Raw genomic sequence first — 15,951 nt, forward strand, 5'->3', positions numbered from 1 at the left:
AAATATGTTTAAGAAGTTAGTTTTAGCACTAATGATTGGTGCTAGTGGTTTATTTGGCTTTAGCATAGGTAGTTTTCAAATCTCTCCAGAAGTAGGAGGTAATATTAGTTATCAAGATACAAAAAACACAACTTTTACCTATGGTGGTTATGGGAGGCTTTGGCTTGGGTTTTCAAGAGTTGTGATTGCTCCACAGGTAAAATATGATGTAATGTATCAAAAAAATAGTGGTGATTACAAGAATCTTCAAGCAGGTGGGTTGCTTGGTTTTGAAGTTCCAGTATTGCCTTTGACAATCTATATTGGAGGAAGTTGGTCAACTTTTTATAACATAAATCTTGATGATACTGTTGCGCTTAATTATGGAATTAAGATAGATGTGCCTTTAATACCATTTTTAACAATTGGTTTAGATGGTGTTTATCAAGCACCAAAGATTGCTGGGGGTAGCCGTTATACGATGAATAGGATAGGCGTAACAATCGGTCTTGCATTTTAATGCAAAGAATAATTAAAATATTTCAACAATATCAAGAACTTGATATTGTTGAAATGCCCTTGGATATTTATTTAGAAATTCCTCACTTAGCTTATATTGAAGCCAAAAAGCCAAGAGGTGGAAAGGCTCTTTTATTTACAAATCCTATTGATAAGAGAAATAATAAGAAGTTTGATATTCCTGTGTTAATGAATATTTTTGGTTCAGAAAAAAGGGTTGAGCTGATAATGGGTCGATCACTTGATTCCATACAGAGTGAGATATTAAATCTACTTGATTTTGGTCCTGCAAAGGGTTTTTTGGATCTTAAGACAAAGTTTCAAAATTTCATTTCATTAAGACATGTTTTTCCTAGAAAAAGAAAATGGTTATCATCCCCATCACAAGAAGTTGTACTTAGGGGTGATGAGGTAGATTTGTATAAATTTCCCATATTAACAACTTGGGAAAATGATAAGGGGCCATTTATTACAATGGGGCAAGTATATACCCAAAGCTTGGATGGAACAAAGAAAAATTTAGGAATGTATAGACTTCAAATTTTTGATAAGAATCATCTAGGATTGCATTGGCAAATCCACAAGGATTCTCAGCATTTTTTCCACCAATATCAAGAGGCTAATCAAAAAATGCCAGTGAGTATTGCTCTTGGAGGAGATGCTCTTTATACTTGGTGTGGTCAAGCACCTCTTCCTCAAGGGCTATATGAACTAATGCTCTATGGATTTATTAAGAAACAAAATGCAATTGTTAAAAAATGTATCACAAATCCACTATATGTTCCTTATGATGCTGATATTGTAATTGAGGGTTGGGTAGATCCAAACATTTTTAGGGATGAGGGACCATTTGGGGATCATACTGGATTTTATACTCCAATACAACCTTATCCTGTTTTAGAAGTCAGCGCAATTACCCACAAGAAAAAACCAATTTTTCCAGCAACAGTTGTAGGAAAACCACCTCTTGAAGATAAGTATATGGGACACTATACAGAGAGAATTTTTTTGCCATTATTGCAAAAAACTGCATACGGATTAATGGATATGTATATGCCCGAGAATGGGGTTTTTCATAATTTGATTTTAGTTAGAGTGGATTCAAAATATCCTGCCCATACAAAGCAGTTAATGCATAATCTTTGGGGTATAGGACAGATGAGTTTTGTAAAACATGTAGTTCTTGTAGGTTCTGATGCACCAGAATTTCACAATATCGAAGAATTAAGCATGTATATCTTAAATCGTTTTAGCGTTAAAAATCTTTTGATTAGTGAGGGTGTTTGTGATGCACTTGATCACTCTTCCCCAGATTTTGCTTTTGGTGGAAAGTTGGGTATTGATGTAGTCCAAAAGGAAATAAAAAGAGATTTTGAACTTTTAGATGATGATGAATTGTTACACCAACTTTCACAAGTATTTCCAGAGATTAAAAAATTGAAGCAATACTTTGTTGATAGCAATTCTCCTATATGTGTGATTGGAGTAGAAAAGAGTAAAAGTATATTTACTTGGCTTGATCAAATTGATTTTCTTTTAAAATCCTTAGCAATTGTAGTTTTTGTAGATGCGCATAAAAATGATCTCAATAATCTATATATGCTTATTTGGAGAATAACAAATAATATTGATGCTAAAAGGGATGTTGCAATTAGAAAGGAAACACTTTTTATTGATGCCACCGACAAGATGATTTATGATGGACATCTAAGAGAATGGCCCAAAGAGACAGATTGTAATGTAGAAGTTATAAAATCCTTGAAGCAAAAAGGATTATTAAAGGGGATAGATGAAAAATTTTTACACTACTATCAAATCTGTAATTCACCTCAAGAGGAGATTGAATGTCTATTTTAAAGAGTAAGCTTGATTATGTTCTTCAGAAAATCGAAAAAGCAAGGATTGGTTATAGCCGTCATCATCTTATCAAACTTGTAGCAGTTTCTAAATATAGTGAAGTGCAAAAGATTGAGGAACTTTATAACTGTGGTCAAAGGGCTTTTGGTGAAAATAAAGTTCAGGATTTAAAAATGAAGGCAGAGTGTTTAAAAAATATTCCTATACAATGGCATTTTATAGGAAAGTTACAAACAAATAAGATTAATGCATTACTGGATTTAAATCCTTTTTTAATCCATTCTATAGATTCTTTGGAGCTTGCTAAGGAAATAAATAAGAGATGTGTTATGAAACAAAAAACTATTAGAGCTTTATTGCAGGTAAATAGTGCAAATGAAGATGGCAAAAATGGTGTGATGGCTCAAGAGTGCATTGAGGTTTATCATCAAATAATAGAAAATTGTCCAAATTTAAAGCTTGAGGGATTGATGTGTATGGGGGCTCACAGTACAGATTTTGCAGAGATTGATCAATCATTTAGGGTCACTAAGAATCTTTTTGATCAACTACAGGCAGTTGGCGCAAAAACCCTCTCAATGGGAATGAGTGGGGATTATGAAATTGCCATTGCAAATGGCGCAAATTTACTTAGAATAGGTTCGGAGATATTTAAAACTTCATTCTAGAAATTTTTGTGCAAGTTTGATTTGAAGCATCTGTCTATGGATATCCTGCTTATCTTTTTCTAGCATCTCAATGCCTTGAGAGATCAATTCTTGAGCACTTAGGAGATCTTCCATAGTTTGAAGCATATGGGTAGGGACATTTATAATAAGATCATAAGCTTTTTGGGTATCCTGATTTAGGATAGCTATTTTTAGTTCATCATGCCAAGTCATTGTTATGAATCTCTTTCCAAGCTTCCAACAATCCTTTGGTGACATTTATGACAGTTTCTATTTTTTCAGAGCTATTTTCCACATTTGCTTGTGTAAGAAGTTTAATTTGATGTGTATAAAGACCTGTTAAATAAACTGCAACATCACCACCTCTCTCATAATCAAGAATGTTTAAAAGTTCTGTAAAGATATCTGTTATGCGATTGATATAGTATATTTTTCCCTCAATATCATCTGTTTGAATTGATCTTGATGCCATCCCAGAGAATCTTAAAATTCCTTCATAAAGCATTTCAATTAGTCTTGCTGGAGATTCTACAGCAACTGAGTTTTGCTGATAAAGATTATAAGCATTAGTCATTTTCATTTCTCATCATCCTTATTTTTTCTTATTTGCAGCTTGATCAATCATCATTTGAACAGAAGTAAAAGCATTGTTAGCTTTTGCAATTTGCTCATCATAAGCAGCAAATCGGCTCGCCATAGTATCATATCTTGCTTTTAATCTTTCATTGGCCTGTATTTTATCTTTATCAAGATTTTTTGCATCTCTTGTTAAAGAGTCTTGATAGAGCGTCAATTTTGCATTGCTACCATCAATTAGACCCTTTATAAACTGATTAAGTTGGACAAAAATACCATCAGTATGCTCTTCTTGCCCGAATTGGTTTTTCTTATCATAACCATAAAAAGAATTAATAGTTTGATCAGCATCTTGCCGTATCATCTCATCCAATCTTGCTCCATTCAATGACATTTTGCTTTTCTCATCCAATGAGATTCCAAAATCGATTAAACTATAAGGTCTGCCTGTGCTTGAAAAACTTATAGGTTTTGAAATAAGCATATTAAGATTAGATCGAATTGTGCGTATATCACTTACACCATTAAAAACACCTGCAATTTTTGTTTCAGGGTCATATCTGGTAAGTTCATCAAGCTTGGGGACAAGTTCATTATAGGCTTTTACGAAATCTTGAACCTGTGTTTTTATTATTTCAGTATCTCTTCTTATGCTTATAACTGCAGGATTTCCAGGCTCTGTTGTATGCATTAGGGTTAGATTTACACCACTAATAATATCATTGATTTCATTTGTAGGTCGCACAACAGTTGCTCCATTGAATAAGACTTTTGCATCAGATGCTTGCTGTAGATTTTTAAAATCAAAGATTTCTTCTTCTAATTTAGTGTAATCCTGAAGCAACCCACTTTTAATCCCTATATCTTTTAAAAACTTCTCGCCACCACTATTGTTTGATATGACTTTTACTTCACCTATTTCAGAATTAATACTTAAATGTCCCTTACCATCAGTTTTTGCGTGAATGCCTGCAATGTTTTCTATCGCTTCAGCAATGATCTTTGCATTTTCTTCACTAGTATTTCCTTCTTTTGTCATTTTTGATAAATCTAGAGGGACTGTCCCTATTGTAATAGAACCATCAATTTTTCCACTAGCAACAGGTGTTTTAGAGCTAAAGAGCACCTCTTGCTTTGTTTCTTTAGTGCTAAAACCAAGGGTAGAGAGTTTATCGCCTCCAAGTAAAATGGCATAACCCCTACGATCATTAAGTACTAAAGAAGTATTATCCTCAGATAGTGAAACATTAAAATCACGATCCAATAACTCTTTTGTATCAGGATTTTCTTCAATAGCTTTTCTTATAGCCTTTATTAGAGTTTGCATTCTATCTTGACTAGCAGCTTCTTTTGCATCTAGTGTAACATTGACAGTAAAGTTATTAAGATATTTGTCCTTAAAAGTGATTGTAAAATCACCCTCATTAAGCTCTGGTAATTCTTTGATTCTTTCAGAGGCAAGTGTTGAGCCAAAAAAGATTCTATTTGCTTCTCCAGTTCCTTTAGAATTTATCATCAATTGATAGGGTTTCTCTCCCCCTGTTTTCATTACAATACCCATTACTTCGCCATCTGATTTATCAGTAATGGCTTGAGCAACATCATTGAGGGTCATTCCAGCTTGAATGTCTAAGGAATATCTCTTCCCCTTGGTATAAAAATTTAATTTTACATCCTTGTTGCTAAAAACATCATCTCTTGAAGAAAATTTGATTCCAACCTCATTAATATCATTCTTGGCAATTTCTTCAACATCAATTTTTATATCTTGAATAGGGACCCCAGGGCTTACTGTAGCTTTGACTGCATCGTTTGAAACATCACTTGTTCTGCCAATATAAGTTGAATAATCAGACAGAGTGGATACAGGAGCTTTAACACCGCTAATTAAGGTGTTTAATTCTACTAGCTCCTTTTGTTTTTCAATATTTTCCTGCATCTTTTTATCAATGGGAGCAATCATAATTCTCTCATCAGCTTTTTTTAGCTTCTCTATAACATCATAATTTAATACTCCACTTCCCAAACCAAGGGAGCTTAGCTGTCCCATTGCCATAACTACTCTTTTCCTATCTTTTTAAGAATATCAATTAAGATTCTCAACCTTTCTTATCAAAAATTAAACCAATGATATCGTGCATCTTCTTCATAAGTTCAATTGCTTCTTTTGATGGAATTTCTCGAATTACTCTATTACCATCAACTTCCCTAACTGTGACGACCAATCCTTGTATGTCGTCATTATAGCTAAAATTAATATCAGTATTAATTCTCTTCATCTCATGGTTTAAGATTCTGCTAGTTTCTATCAACTCTTGTTTGAGATGTTCAACTTGTTTATCTCTTCTAGCATCATCTGCTTCTTTTTGCTTAACTGCACTCAAGGGCTTGCCCGCATTTGAAGCTAATCTAACCAATTGGTCGTGTAATACAGATCCATTTACTTGATTTGTGCTATCAATCATCATTTCCTCCTTGAAATCTTCTAAACACAATCCTGCACTTATAGATATCGGCAAAAAAAGTTTTTTCTTTATTTACTTTTTACAATTACTTCTAGAGGGTCTATATGCTTATCTTTTTGAGTAATTTCAAAACTCAATTTTTGATTAACCCTGCCAATGATGTACCCTTTCTGTATTCTCAAACCAACTTTTATGGTTGGTGCTATTTTATCAAGTTGAGAATAAATTGTATGGATTCCATTTTGATTTTCTATGATAATTACCTTTTTTAAAATTGGGACTTCTTTTGCATAGACTATTTTTCCATCAAAAATGCTTTTGACTGGAGTATTGGGGACTTTTGAAACCAATATAACAGATTCATTAAAAACTTTGAGTTTATAAACAGGATCAAAATAGGTTCCAAATTTTTGTTCTACAGTGTATTTTTCAATAGGAGCAATAGTCTTTGGACCACTATATTTTGCAATAGAGAGCGCACGATATGAGTTTGCAACTTGTTTTACCTCAGTGACCTCTCGTGATTGGTTTTTGTTTGTTTCTTGTTTTTTTCTCTCCATTGCAAGTCTTTTTTCTTCATCTAGCTCTTTTTGTGTTTTTTGTCTTAAGATATTGAGATTGCTAAGAATCTTATCAAGGCTTTTTCTTTCTTCTTCAATTTGAGCAAGTCTTGTATTATAGTTTTTTATATCCTTTTGCATATCTTTAATAAGTTTTTTTTGTTCTTTCAGCATTGTCTGGAGATATTTTTTTTGATTTTCTTGTGTTGTGATATTCTGGCTTATCTTAGTGATATTTTGCATTGTTTGGGCAATCTTTGTTTCTAGAACTTTTTCTTTTTGTGTAAGCAGTTGTATCTTTTCTTGAGAGTTTTTATTGAGTAATTTAAAGATTTCTTGCAACATAATATCATCAGGGGAGACAGGGTTTTCATGATTTAATATAATCACAAAAGATGCATCATTGATTAATATTTTTGTAATCTTTTCTCTAATTTCTTGTTTTTCTTTTTGTAGGGATAAAAGAATAGCTTGATAATTTTCTAAAGCCTGCTCTTGGTTTGAATTCTCACTTTGATTTGAAGTAATTAGCTTTTGAATCTCTTGAATTTTTTTATCATAATTATTTATTTTTTGTTTTGTTTGGTTGATTTTATTACCAAGCTTTTGAATAATATTTGTAATTTCATTTTTTTCACTTTCTTTTTTTTGAATTTTCTTTTGATTGAGATTAATATCTTTGTTTATCTGTTTTAGATCTGCAGAATAGCAAAATATACAGCAAAGAAAGAGCAAAAAAAAGTTTTTTTTCACCTAAATTTTCCTTTGTGAAAAAATGATTGCAAATACAGAAAAAAATGAAATACAAATTGCAAAACTTGCTAGGATAAAAAAGTCTTGAGTAAAATTAAAAATGTTAGTCTGTATTCCCAAATCTTCAAAAACATCTTGAGTTTGTGGGAGATTAGAAAGATAAAAACTTCCAGATAAAATAATACAACTTGCAATAATTGAATCAAAAAAAGCAAGTTTGAATAAAATTTTATTTTTTAGCCAAGAGGAAGCTCCAAGCAAATCCATAATCTGCATACGCTTTTGATGTTCAAATCTCCAAACCTGTATTTGTCTCATCATCAAGAGGATACTAAAAATTCCAAGCAATGAAGCAAAAATCAAAACATTACCCTTTGTCAAAAATAGGAGCTTATAAACTTGATTGTGTGTCTTAGAGAAAGTTTCGATATGAATGATTGTATCTAGAGCTTTTAAGCTTTTTTCAATTAAATCTAATTCTCTGTGGTTGGGGTAGTGAGAAAGTTTTATGGAATAAAAAAATGGTAAATCTTTTTTGATAATTTTAAGATTTTCTTCATCATTGTAATCTTGAAACTTTTGCAAGAGATATGAAGGATCTAAGGGAGTGATCATACTTACATTGCTAATATGCTTTTGTATGGCATTGAGTGTTAGAGTTTGCTTTGATGCAACAAGTATAAAATAATTTTGAAGCAACTTATCTTCTTTTATCGTGATTGCACGATTAATTAATAAAATGCTTTGCAAGCTAAATAATAAAGCCAAAAGGGGTATAATTAGAGCTAAATGTCTTTTAAGAGTATTCATAAACTTCTCCCTCTTGGATATTGAGTTTTCTATGAGCAATATTTAGTCTCTCTGGTATTCTATGTGTAACGACAATGATTGTTATGCCAAGTTGTTGATTTGCACTTTTTAGTAAGCTCCAAATCAAATCACTAGAATAATCATCCAAATTTCCAGTAGGTTCGTCAGCTAAAATAATTTCGGGTCGATGTGCAATTGCCCTTGCCATAGCAACGCGTTGCTGTTCCCCCCCGCTAAGTTCTAATGGATAGCGATTGCTTTTATGTAAAAGATTAATGTGTGATAATAGTTTTTGAACCTGTTCTTGATAAAACACTTTACTATAATTATTAATAATCATTGGAAGCATGATATTTTTTTCAACATTCCATTCTTCAATTAGCTTATAATCTTGAAAAACAATACCAATTTTTTTACGCAAAGCAGTGATTTCTTTTTTTCGAGCTTGATGCACTTTTGTTTGGCATACCTCAAGTTCCCCAGACATCACCTCCAAATCCCCGTAAAAAGATCTTAAAAGAGTGCTTTTCCCACTACCACTTGCCCCCGAGATAAAGACAAAATCCCTTGGTTGTATTGAAAAACTTGCCTTTTCAATAACAATTTCATCCTTTTTATACCCTAGACATAGCTCTTTGGCTTCCATAATTGGTTTCATCTATTCTCCAAATAAGCAACTAGTTTCTTATGAGCTTTGATATTTGCAGGGATTGCAAGGGGTTTTTCTCCTAAAAAGCTAGTATGCTTTGTTGTTTTGTCAATAATGATAAATTTTGTATTTGGCCAGTTAAAATCACCAAAACTTATGTTTAAAAGTATACTATTTTTACTAAATAACCTTGCATTAAGGTGTATAAAAAAGTCTTTTTCAAGTGTCTTAGTGGGTAGATCAAAGGTTTGAGAAGCAGGAAAAGAAAAATCATAAGACAGACAAAGTGGATCATCATTTATAAGAGATTGAAATTCAACATCATAAATATTTTTTTCTTTCTTTAGCCATCTGGCTTCATATTTACTAACAATTTCTTGACCAAGGTTTTTGTTTATTGTTAAATGAGCTTGTGGAGATTCTAATCCCAAAGAGAGGGCATCTTGAAAATAAATCTCATCATCTGTTCTGAGATGTAGAGTGTGTTTTGGTGCCAAGACTCTTAAAGCTTGAATTAAAAAATTTTTTGTTAAAACTCTACGATGAGGTTTTTTATTCCAAGGGACAGGGAAATGTAAGTAAATTTTTTCGCAAGAGTTTGAGGGCAAAATGCTTGTAAGAATCCTTGCATCTGTGTTAGTAATAAAAAGATTTTTTATTTCTAAGAGTTCAATTTGTCTTAATACTTGTTGGATTGATGGAGTGTGAATTTCAACCCCTAAAAACTTAGTTTGGGGATTTTGCTTTGCTAGATTTAAAAGATGTCTTCCTGATCCAAAACCAATTTCTAGAGCAAAATTTTTATGAAAATGATCCAAAACCTCATTTGCACCCAATAAGAAGGAATTTTTTGAAATCTGTCTGGGTGTATTATTTGAGAGGTTGTGGGATATAACTTCACAATATTTACTAAGAGTAAGTAGAGCATTTTTTAGATGACCCACTAAACTTGGTTTTGTATTTTTCTCTCCTTTAAATAAAAAGCCCAAAGAATGCTTACTTCTTTTAATAAAAAAAGTTTGGTTTTGATATGTTGTTAAAATAAGAATTTGGGAAGGGTATTTCTCATCAACAAACATTTCAACAAAGCTAAACCCATCCTCTTGCAAGGGAAGCTTAATGTTTTCATTTTTTGCTATAAAATGGGGCATTAAAAACCTAATTTGATGACTTCAGTAGGTGCAGATTCTGTTTTATTAGAATCCACACTAAAGACTTCATAATAATAGAGTATCCCTGCTTTCATTTCTTTGTCAATAAAGCCACCAATTTGTATATTTTCAAAACAAATTCTTGTTTTTTTACTTCCTTTCTCTGTTCTGCAAACCTTATAGCTTATTTCTTGATCTCCTTCAATCTTTTCCCATCGAATAATTGCTCGTTGATTTTTTACTCTTGCAGAAGTAATTTTTGGAGTAGGCGGAGGAGGAAGAGTTATCCCTTTAACAGCACCCACACCTAAATCCCCTTCAATCCCATCTCTATCTACAGGGACTACCTTATAGTATCTTACTTGATTGTCTTTGAGTTTTTCTTCTTTGAAAAAGTTTTTTGTACTTTCCCCAACAAGCTTAAATTTTTCATCCATATTATTAGCAGCATAGATTTTAAAAGATGTGATGGGGTATTTAGTATCACTTGGAATCTCCCAAGTAATAAGAATACTTTTGCTAAGATTATTGCTTGCCTGAATATTGTTTAAACCATTGGGTTTTTTCCTAGTAAAGCCTACTGCAACGGTGCTTGCTATGGATTTAACACCCTCAAAACTCTCTGCAATTACTCTATAAACATAGCTTTTTCCATCTTCTAAATTCTTGTCAAAAAATTCAACAAAAAGTCTATGGGGAACGATGCCAATATTTAAAAACTTACCTTCATTATTTTGCCGTTGAATGATATATTTTTTTATACTTGGATTTGGATGAGGACTCCAGAAAACCTTTACTTGCTGTGGTAGATCCTTGCTTGCAAAAACATTCTCGATAGGATTGATGAAAGAGGTTTTAATTTCAATTGCTTTGGATTGAGGAGAGATATTGTTTTCCTTTCCCAATACAACAATGTAAAAAGTATAGTTAGTTTGAGGTTTTAATCCAGCAACAAAGTGGTGAGTAGCATAAGGATTTTTAACGATTGCCAAGGGAATATTTTGTTGTTTATCATCTTTGTAAGTAATGGCATATCCCTCCACATTTTCAAGACCGCTTGGAGATTTCCACTCAAAGCCAACACTTGTTACATCCGTAATTGTTCTTGCATAAGAAATAGTTGGGAGTGAATTATCCACCTTCCTTTTTGCCAGATCGCTTTGGATAATGCTACAACCTTGGATGAAAAAAAAGCTAAAAAAGATAAGGTATATTTTCAGGTTTTTGCAAAAATTCATCAAGTTGTGCCTTATTGAAGTTTTTTTCCAAGAATTCTAGCATATCATCAAAAACAGAGGCTCTAAAAAGTAGCTTTTTTTCTGTAATTGGATGCGTTAGATAGAGTAAATAGGCGTGTAATAACATTCTGCCATTAAAATTACCCACATAGCCATAGGTTGTATCTCCAACAATATGTCTTGAAATGCTTTCAAGATGCACTCTAATTTGGTGAGTCCTACCAGTAAAGAGTTTGATGGCTACTACTTGGAGTTTTTTTTCTTCATTTGTCAATAGGGGTATAAAAATACTCTTAGAATATTTAGATGGGATAGAGCTTAGAGGATCTACTTTTGTTCTTTTTAGGCGATTTTTGGGATTCCTTCCAATATTGCATTCAATCGTTAATTTTTCTTTAATAGGGTTTGTAATAACAGCAAGATAATATCTACCTAATGTCTTGGATTGGAGTTGTTCAGAAAGAAGCGTATGGGAATGATTATCTTTAGCAATAATGATAGCTCCTGTTGTATTTTTATCCAAGCGATGCACGATACCATATCTTTCTTCCCCTGCTAAAGTTGAAAGAGAAAAATTTTTTTCTTTGAGCCAATCCACGAGGGTTGGATTTTTTACGCTTGGTGCTTTATGAATGACCAAGTTGCTTGGTTTATTGAGAATCAAAATATTATCATCCTCATAAATAATTTCAATTTTAAGATCTGTTATTTTATTTTTTGTGGGACCTCTTTTTTTGTTTTGTGGCAGAGATAGGAGGATTTGATCCCCTTTTTTTAAAATAATTCCACCTTTGGAGCAGGTTTTATTATTGAGGGATACTAAGGAATTTTTAATAAGATGAAGAATTTGATTTTTTGGCAGTTGTAGCCTTTTGGCTATAAAAGTATCAAGTCTGATGCCATCTTCATCGGCAATTATGATATTTGTCATATTTTGCATTTTTTTACACCTTTCCCACAAGAAGTAATTAATATGCTAGAATCTAAGCACTAATAAAATAGATAGAGATGGTGTGTTTATAGGGTTATGATTGATAGGCGTATTTTATCACATTTTGATTTTCTTTTGGTTTTTTTGATTATTCCTATTATAGGGCTTTCATTTTTTCTTGTAAATGGTTTTGATACAGATAAGGGGATAAGAGAGCTTATTTATATAACTGTAGGCATTGTATTATTTTTTATTTTTTTTCTTATCCCCTTTAGAAAGTTAAGCCGGTCTATCACAATATCCTATTGGCTTTTTATAGTAATGTTGATCTTTATTGATTTTTATGGTGCTGTAAGGCTTGGAGCACAAAGATGGATTGTTTTGCCAGGCACAGGTATGTCTTTTCAACCTAGTGAGCCAATGAAGATTGCTTTGGTATTGATGCTTGCAAATTTAATTGTGCATAATCCTCCTCAAAAAGGGGGATATGGTCTCAAAGATTTAGGAGTCTTTAGCTTTTATATTTTACTTCCTGTGTTTTTGGTAGCCAAGCAACCTGATTTAGGTAGTGCCATTATTATGTTTATTATGGGATATGGAATCTTATTTGTGGTTGGGATTCAAAAAAAGATTGTGCTTTGGTTTTTGGGGCTATTTATTTTGTTGGCTCCTATCTTATACTCTTCAAACCTTATCACAAGATGGGAATATCAGGCAAAAAGAGTTCAGGAGTTTATAGCAACTACTCCATCACATCAAGTACAACAATCTCTTATAGCAATTGGTTCTGCGGGTTGGACTGGAAAAAGCAAAGAAAATATAACACAGACAAAATTTGGTTTTTTACCTATTCCAATTACAGACATTATTTTTTCATATTATGTTGAGAGATTTGGTTTTATTGGAGCTTTAGTTTTATTTGTAATTTATATTATTTTGATTTTACATATCCTTTCATTTTGCCTTTTAGATCCTAGGGATTATTATTTGCAGGTTGTGGCAAGTGGTATTGCGATTTTGCTTTTTACTTATATGAGCGTTAATATTGCAATGACTGTTAATTTTGCCCCAGTTGTTGGGGTTCCTCTACCGATTCTTAGCTATGGTGGTAGTAGTTTCACTACTTTTATGATTTTATTTGGAATCCTAGAAAACCTACTTGCTTTTAAATTTGATTTTGAGTATAATTCAAGCCCTCTAAAACACTTAAGAAAAAAGAAAGGACCCTTAGCTCAGCTGGTCAGAGCACTCGGCTCATAACCGATTGGTCGTAGGTTCAAATCCTACAGGGTCCACCACTTTTTGATTACTTTCGAAAATAGATTTTAATATTTCATAAGAATTCTTATCAAATACATAGAATGCTTTTTATCCTAAAAAACAAATCAATCTTTTTTGAGTTTAAAAATATAGATATCTAAAATTTTTAATATAAAAGGTTCTTTAAAAGATAGATTAAGCCTAAAGATTCTTATAAAAAACTTAGAAATACCTATCAAAATAAAAGTGAAAATTAAGCTTGAATAAACACAGCATATTAAAAAATAAATAGCAATAAAACTGTATTACTATTAAATAAAGCAAAATAATTGTATAATGCTAAAAAATTAAATGAGGAGTTTTTTTGCAAACACTTAAAGATATAGCACAGATACAAGTAGGGCTTACTCTTTCAAGAGCAAAGGCAACTTTGTCTGACTTGGAAAAATACCCCTATAAATGTGTTTCAATTAACGCTTTTCCAACAAATGGAAACACAATGCTTTGGGGATATGAAAATCAATACTTCTCTTCAGAAAAAATTTCTAGTGACTATTTGACACAAGAGGGAGATGTGCTTGTGAGATTAAGAAGTCCAGTCCGATCCATTTATATTTCTAAAGCTGAAGAGGGCTTGCTTACTTCATCTTTGATTGCAATTATGCGCCCAAATCCAAAAGTTGTCCTAGGGGAGTTTTTAGCTTTTTATCTCAATTCATCTTTGCCTCAAGCTTTTTTTCAATCCAAAGTTAAAGGTACTACAATTCCAATGATTAAACTCTCTGACTTAAAAGATTTACAAATTCCCCTTCCTTCTATAGAAAAACAAAAAACTATTATTCAGTGGATGAAAGAGGGAGATAGGGAAATCTCTTTTTTAACCGAACTTACTAAGCAAAAAATATTACTCAAACAACAAATCTTTAAAACATTACTAGCAAAGGAGTAAAAATGTCAGTATCAAAAGAAATAATTAATGCAGTTGTATGGAAAGCCTGCGATGGATTCCGTGGGAGTATAGATAGCTCAAAATACAAAGACTATATATTAAGTATGCTTTTTGTCAAATATCTTTCTGATTTTTATAAAGAAAAATTACAAGTTTTGCAAAATAAATACAAAGGAGATGAGGAGAGAATCAAGCGAAGCTTGCAAAGAGAAAAGTTTGTCTTAGATCAAACCTGCACTTTTGATTTTTTACTTCAAAACAAAGAAGCTAATAATCTTGGCGAGCTTATCAATAAAGCACTATCAAGAATAGAAGAAGATAACTCTAGCAAACTTGATGGGATTTTCCGTAATGTGGATTTTAATGATAAGAATCTCTTAGGAGAGATCAAAGAAAGAAATGCAGTTTTGAGAAATCTGCTTGAAGTTTTTGATGATGAAAGATTGGATCTTTCTCCTAGTAAAATTTCTCAAAGAGATGTAATTGGTGATGCTTATGAATACCTAATCTCAGAATTTGCAAGTGATGCAGGGAAAAAAGGAGGAGAGTTTTTCACCCCTAGCGAGGTTTCTACTCTTTTAGCTAAGCTTGTAGGTGCAAAAGAAGGGGAACGAATCTATGATCCAACTTGCGGATCTGGTTCTTTGCTAATCAAAGCAAGCAAAGAAGTAGGAAATGAAAATTTTGCTATCTATGGACAAGAAAAAAACTCTCAAACCCACTCTCTTTGCCGGATGAATATGTTTTTACACGAAATTAATGATGCCAAAATTGAGTGGGGAGATACGATTAGAAATCCCTTGCAAATTCAAAATGATGCTTTGATGAAGTTTGATGTAATTGTAGCAAATCCACCTTTTTCACTCGAACAATGGGGGATTGATGAAGCTAGAGATGATAGATGGAAAAGATTTATAAACTACCCACTACCTCCTGAAAAGTGTGGAGATTATGCCTTTATCTTGCATATGATTTTCTCTCTTGCTCCTTTTGGTAGAATGGGAGTTGTGCTTCCTCATGGTGTTTTGTTCCGTGGAAGCAGTGAGGGCAAAATCCGCAAACAACTTATTGATGAAAATCTCCTTGATACAGTGATTGGACTTCCTGCTAATCTCTTTTATGGCACCTCAATTTCTGCGTGTATTTTGATTTTTAAGCGCAATAGAGAAAGGCAAGATATTCTTTTTATTGATGCAAGCAGAGAGTTTCAAAAAAACAAACGCCAAAATAAGCTCACAGAGGAAAATATCACCAAGATTTTCACAACCTACCATCAGCGCCAAGAGATTGAAAAATATTCTCATATTGCTACCCTTGAAGAGATTAAAGAAAATGATTATAACCTCAACATTCCTCGCTATGTGGATACTTATGAGGAAGAGGAAGAGGTAGATATCCCCTCTACACTTGCAAAAATTGCAAATCTTAATGAGGAAATTGCCAAAACGCAGAAAAAAATGGATGCTTACCTCAAAGAATTAGGACTAGTATGAAAAAATTCTTTAGCGATTTAAGCAAATATTTTGGTTTTTTGGGTTATCATACTAGTAACAGACCCCTTACACCTCTAGCCTCTAAGGTTAAGT

General features: G+C 32.5%; 16 protein-coding genes and 1 tRNA gene. 7 read left to right on the plus strand and 10 right to left on the minus strand.

All coding sequences use genetic code 11. From position 1 onward, the window contains the following. Positions 1 to 4: 4 nt before the first annotated feature. The 3 genes from C6H31_RS02840 to C6H31_RS02850 are packed head-to-tail and all read left to right on the plus strand — an operon-like array spanning position 5 to position 3,023. A complete protein-coding gene (locus tag C6H31_RS02840) occupies positions 5 to 499 on the plus strand; it encodes a hypothetical protein (RefSeq protein WP_104697283.1) in 495 nt (164 codons plus the stop codon). Next, positions 499 to 2,355, plus strand: coding sequence for a menaquinone biosynthesis decarboxylase (locus C6H31_RS02845; RefSeq protein ID WP_104697284.1), 1,857 nt, complete (start codon positions 499 to 501; stop codon positions 2,353 to 2,355). The genes C6H31_RS02840 and C6H31_RS02845 overlap by 1 nt, the downstream gene beginning before the upstream one ends. Further along, complete coding sequence (locus C6H31_RS02850) at positions 2,343 to 3,023, plus strand: YggS family pyridoxal phosphate-dependent enzyme (RefSeq protein WP_104697285.1); 681 nt, start codon at positions 2,343 to 2,345, stop codon at positions 3,021 to 3,023. Before C6H31_RS02845 ends, C6H31_RS02850 begins: the two co-directional genes overlap by 13 nt. Here the strand turns inward: C6H31_RS02850 and C6H31_RS02855 are convergent. The 10 genes from C6H31_RS02855 to C6H31_RS02900 all read right to left on the minus strand — a co-directional run bounded on the left by C6H31_RS02855 (position 3,015) and on the right by C6H31_RS02900 (position 12,156). Further along, positions 3,015 to 3,236, minus strand: a complete 222-nt coding sequence (locus C6H31_RS02855; protein WP_104697286.1) for a hypothetical protein — start codon at positions 3,234 to 3,236, stop codon at positions 3,015 to 3,017. The two genes, C6H31_RS02850 and C6H31_RS02855, sit on opposite strands and share 9 nt — an antisense overlap. Further along, positions 3,223 to 3,603 (minus strand): flagellar export chaperone FliS, encoded by a 381-nt coding sequence (fliS, locus tag C6H31_RS02860; RefSeq protein WP_104697287.1) that lies wholly within the window; start codon positions 3,601 to 3,603, stop codon positions 3,223 to 3,225. Before fliS ends, C6H31_RS02855 begins: the two co-directional genes overlap by 14 nt. Before the next feature lie 12 nt (positions 3,604 to 3,615). After that, on the minus strand, positions 3,616 to 5,655 hold the full coding sequence (fliD, locus tag C6H31_RS02865) for a flagellar filament capping protein FliD (protein ID WP_104697288.1): 2,040 nt from the start codon (positions 5,653 to 5,655) through the stop codon (positions 3,616 to 3,618). 43 nt (positions 5,656 to 5,698) lie between these two features. Then, positions 5,699 to 6,067 carry a FlaG family protein gene (locus C6H31_RS07125; protein WP_324726455.1) on the minus strand — a complete coding sequence of 123 codons (369 nt, stop codon included), beginning with the start codon at positions 6,065 to 6,067 and terminating at the stop codon, positions 5,699 to 5,701. 65 nt (positions 6,068 to 6,132) lie between these two features. Continuing rightward, positions 6,133 to 7,377, minus strand: coding sequence for a murein hydrolase activator EnvC family protein (locus C6H31_RS02875; protein WP_104697290.1), 1,245 nt, complete (start codon positions 7,375 to 7,377; stop codon positions 6,133 to 6,135). Beyond that, on the minus strand, positions 7,378 to 8,187 hold the full coding sequence (locus C6H31_RS02880; protein ID WP_104697291.1) for an FtsX-like permease family protein: 810 nt from the start codon (positions 8,185 to 8,187) through the stop codon (positions 7,378 to 7,380). After that, positions 8,174 to 8,845, minus strand: coding sequence for a cell division ATP-binding protein FtsE (locus C6H31_RS02885; RefSeq protein ID WP_104697292.1), 672 nt, complete (start codon positions 8,843 to 8,845; stop codon positions 8,174 to 8,176). Before C6H31_RS02885 ends, C6H31_RS02880 begins: the two co-directional genes overlap by 14 nt. Further along, positions 8,842 to 9,987: a tRNA (guanosine(46)-N7)-methyltransferase TrmB gene (gene trmB / locus C6H31_RS02890; RefSeq protein ID WP_104697293.1), complete on the minus strand. Its 1,146-nt coding sequence runs from the start codon at positions 9,985 to 9,987 to the stop codon at positions 8,842 to 8,844. Before trmB ends, C6H31_RS02885 begins: the two co-directional genes overlap by 4 nt. Then, positions 9,987 to 11,126: a fibronectin type III domain-containing protein gene (locus C6H31_RS02895; protein WP_158654705.1), complete on the minus strand. Its 1,140-nt coding sequence runs from the start codon at positions 11,124 to 11,126 to the stop codon at positions 9,987 to 9,989. Before C6H31_RS02895 ends, trmB begins: the two co-directional genes overlap by 1 nt. Positions 11,127 to 11,181: 55 nt before the next feature. Continuing rightward, on the minus strand, positions 11,182 to 12,156 hold the full coding sequence (locus tag C6H31_RS02900) for an RluA family pseudouridine synthase (RefSeq protein ID WP_104697385.1): 975 nt from the start codon (positions 12,154 to 12,156) through the stop codon (positions 11,182 to 11,184). 96 nt (positions 12,157 to 12,252) lie between these two features. Here C6H31_RS02900 and C6H31_RS02905 point away from each other — a divergent pair, with 96 nt between their 5' ends. The 4 genes from C6H31_RS02905 (at position 12,253) to C6H31_RS02920 (ending at position 15,858) form a co-directional block, all read left to right on the plus strand. After that, positions 12,253 to 13,416: an FtsW/RodA/SpoVE family cell cycle protein gene (locus C6H31_RS02905; protein ID WP_104697386.1), complete on the plus strand. Its 1,164-nt coding sequence runs from the start codon at positions 12,253 to 12,255 to the stop codon at positions 13,414 to 13,416. Then, positions 13,378 to 13,454, plus strand: a tRNA-Ile gene (locus C6H31_RS02910). Before C6H31_RS02905 ends, C6H31_RS02910 begins: the two co-directional genes overlap by 39 nt. 326 nt (positions 13,455 to 13,780) lie before the next feature. Beyond that, positions 13,781 to 14,365, plus strand: coding sequence for a restriction endonuclease subunit S (locus C6H31_RS02915; protein ID WP_104697295.1), 585 nt, complete (start codon positions 13,781 to 13,783; stop codon positions 14,363 to 14,365). Positions 14,366 to 14,367: 2 nt separating this feature from the next. Further along, entirely contained in the window at positions 14,368 to 15,858 is a 1,491-nt protein-coding gene (locus C6H31_RS02920; protein ID WP_104697296.1) for a type I restriction-modification system subunit M, read from the plus strand. Positions 15,859 to 15,951: the final 93 nt, after the last annotated feature.

The sequence above is a fragment of the Helicobacter sp. 'house sparrow 1' genome (assembly GCF_900199585.1).
In the GTDB taxonomy this organism is placed as follows: Bacteria; Campylobacterota; Campylobacteria; order Campylobacterales; family Helicobacteraceae; genus Helicobacter_H.

What these genes read in the sequence shown, in the direction of transcription:
- C6H31_RS02840 (WP_104697283.1), top strand. Translation starts at nt 5, where the DNA reads ATGTTTAAGAAGTTAGTTTTAGCACTAATGATTGGTGCTAGTGGTTTA.
- C6H31_RS02845 (WP_104697284.1), top strand. Translation starts at nt 499, where the DNA reads ATGCAAAGAATAATTAAAATATTTCAACAATATCAAGAACTTGATATT.
- C6H31_RS02850 (WP_104697285.1), top strand. Translation starts at nt 2,343, where the DNA reads ATGTCTATTTTAAAGAGTAAGCTTGATTATGTTCTTCAGAAAATCGAA.
- C6H31_RS02855 (WP_104697286.1), bottom strand. Translation starts at nt 3,236, where the DNA reads ATGACTTGGCATGATGAACTAAAAATAGCTATCCTAAATCAGGATACC.
- fliS (WP_104697287.1), bottom strand. Translation starts at nt 3,603, where the DNA reads ATGAAAATGACTAATGCTTATAATCTTTATCAGCAAAACTCAGTTGCT.
- fliD (WP_104697288.1), bottom strand. Translation starts at nt 5,655, where the DNA reads ATGGCAATGGGACAGCTAAGCTCCCTTGGTTTGGGAAGTGGAGTATTA.
- C6H31_RS07125 (WP_324726455.1), bottom strand. Translation starts at nt 6,067, where the DNA reads ATGATGATTGATAGCACAAATCAAGTAAATGGATCTGTATTACACGAC.
- C6H31_RS02880 (WP_104697291.1), bottom strand. Translation starts at nt 8,187, where the DNA reads ATGAATACTCTTAAAAGACATTTAGCTCTAATTATACCCCTTTTGGCT.
- C6H31_RS02885 (WP_104697292.1), bottom strand. Translation starts at nt 8,845, where the DNA reads ATGAAACCAATTATGGAAGCCAAAGAGCTATGTCTAGGGTATAAAAAG.
- trmB (WP_104697293.1), bottom strand. Translation starts at nt 9,987, where the DNA reads ATGCCCCATTTTATAGCAAAAAATGAAAACATTAAGCTTCCCTTGCAA.
- C6H31_RS02900 (WP_104697385.1), bottom strand. Translation starts at nt 12,156, where the DNA reads ATGACAAATATCATAATTGCCGATGAAGATGGCATCAGACTTGATACT.
- C6H31_RS02905 (WP_104697386.1), top strand. Translation starts at nt 12,253, where the DNA reads ATGATTGATAGGCGTATTTTATCACATTTTGATTTTCTTTTGGTTTTT.
- C6H31_RS02920 (WP_104697296.1), top strand. Translation starts at nt 14,368, where the DNA reads ATGTCAGTATCAAAAGAAATAATTAATGCAGTTGTATGGAAAGCCTGC.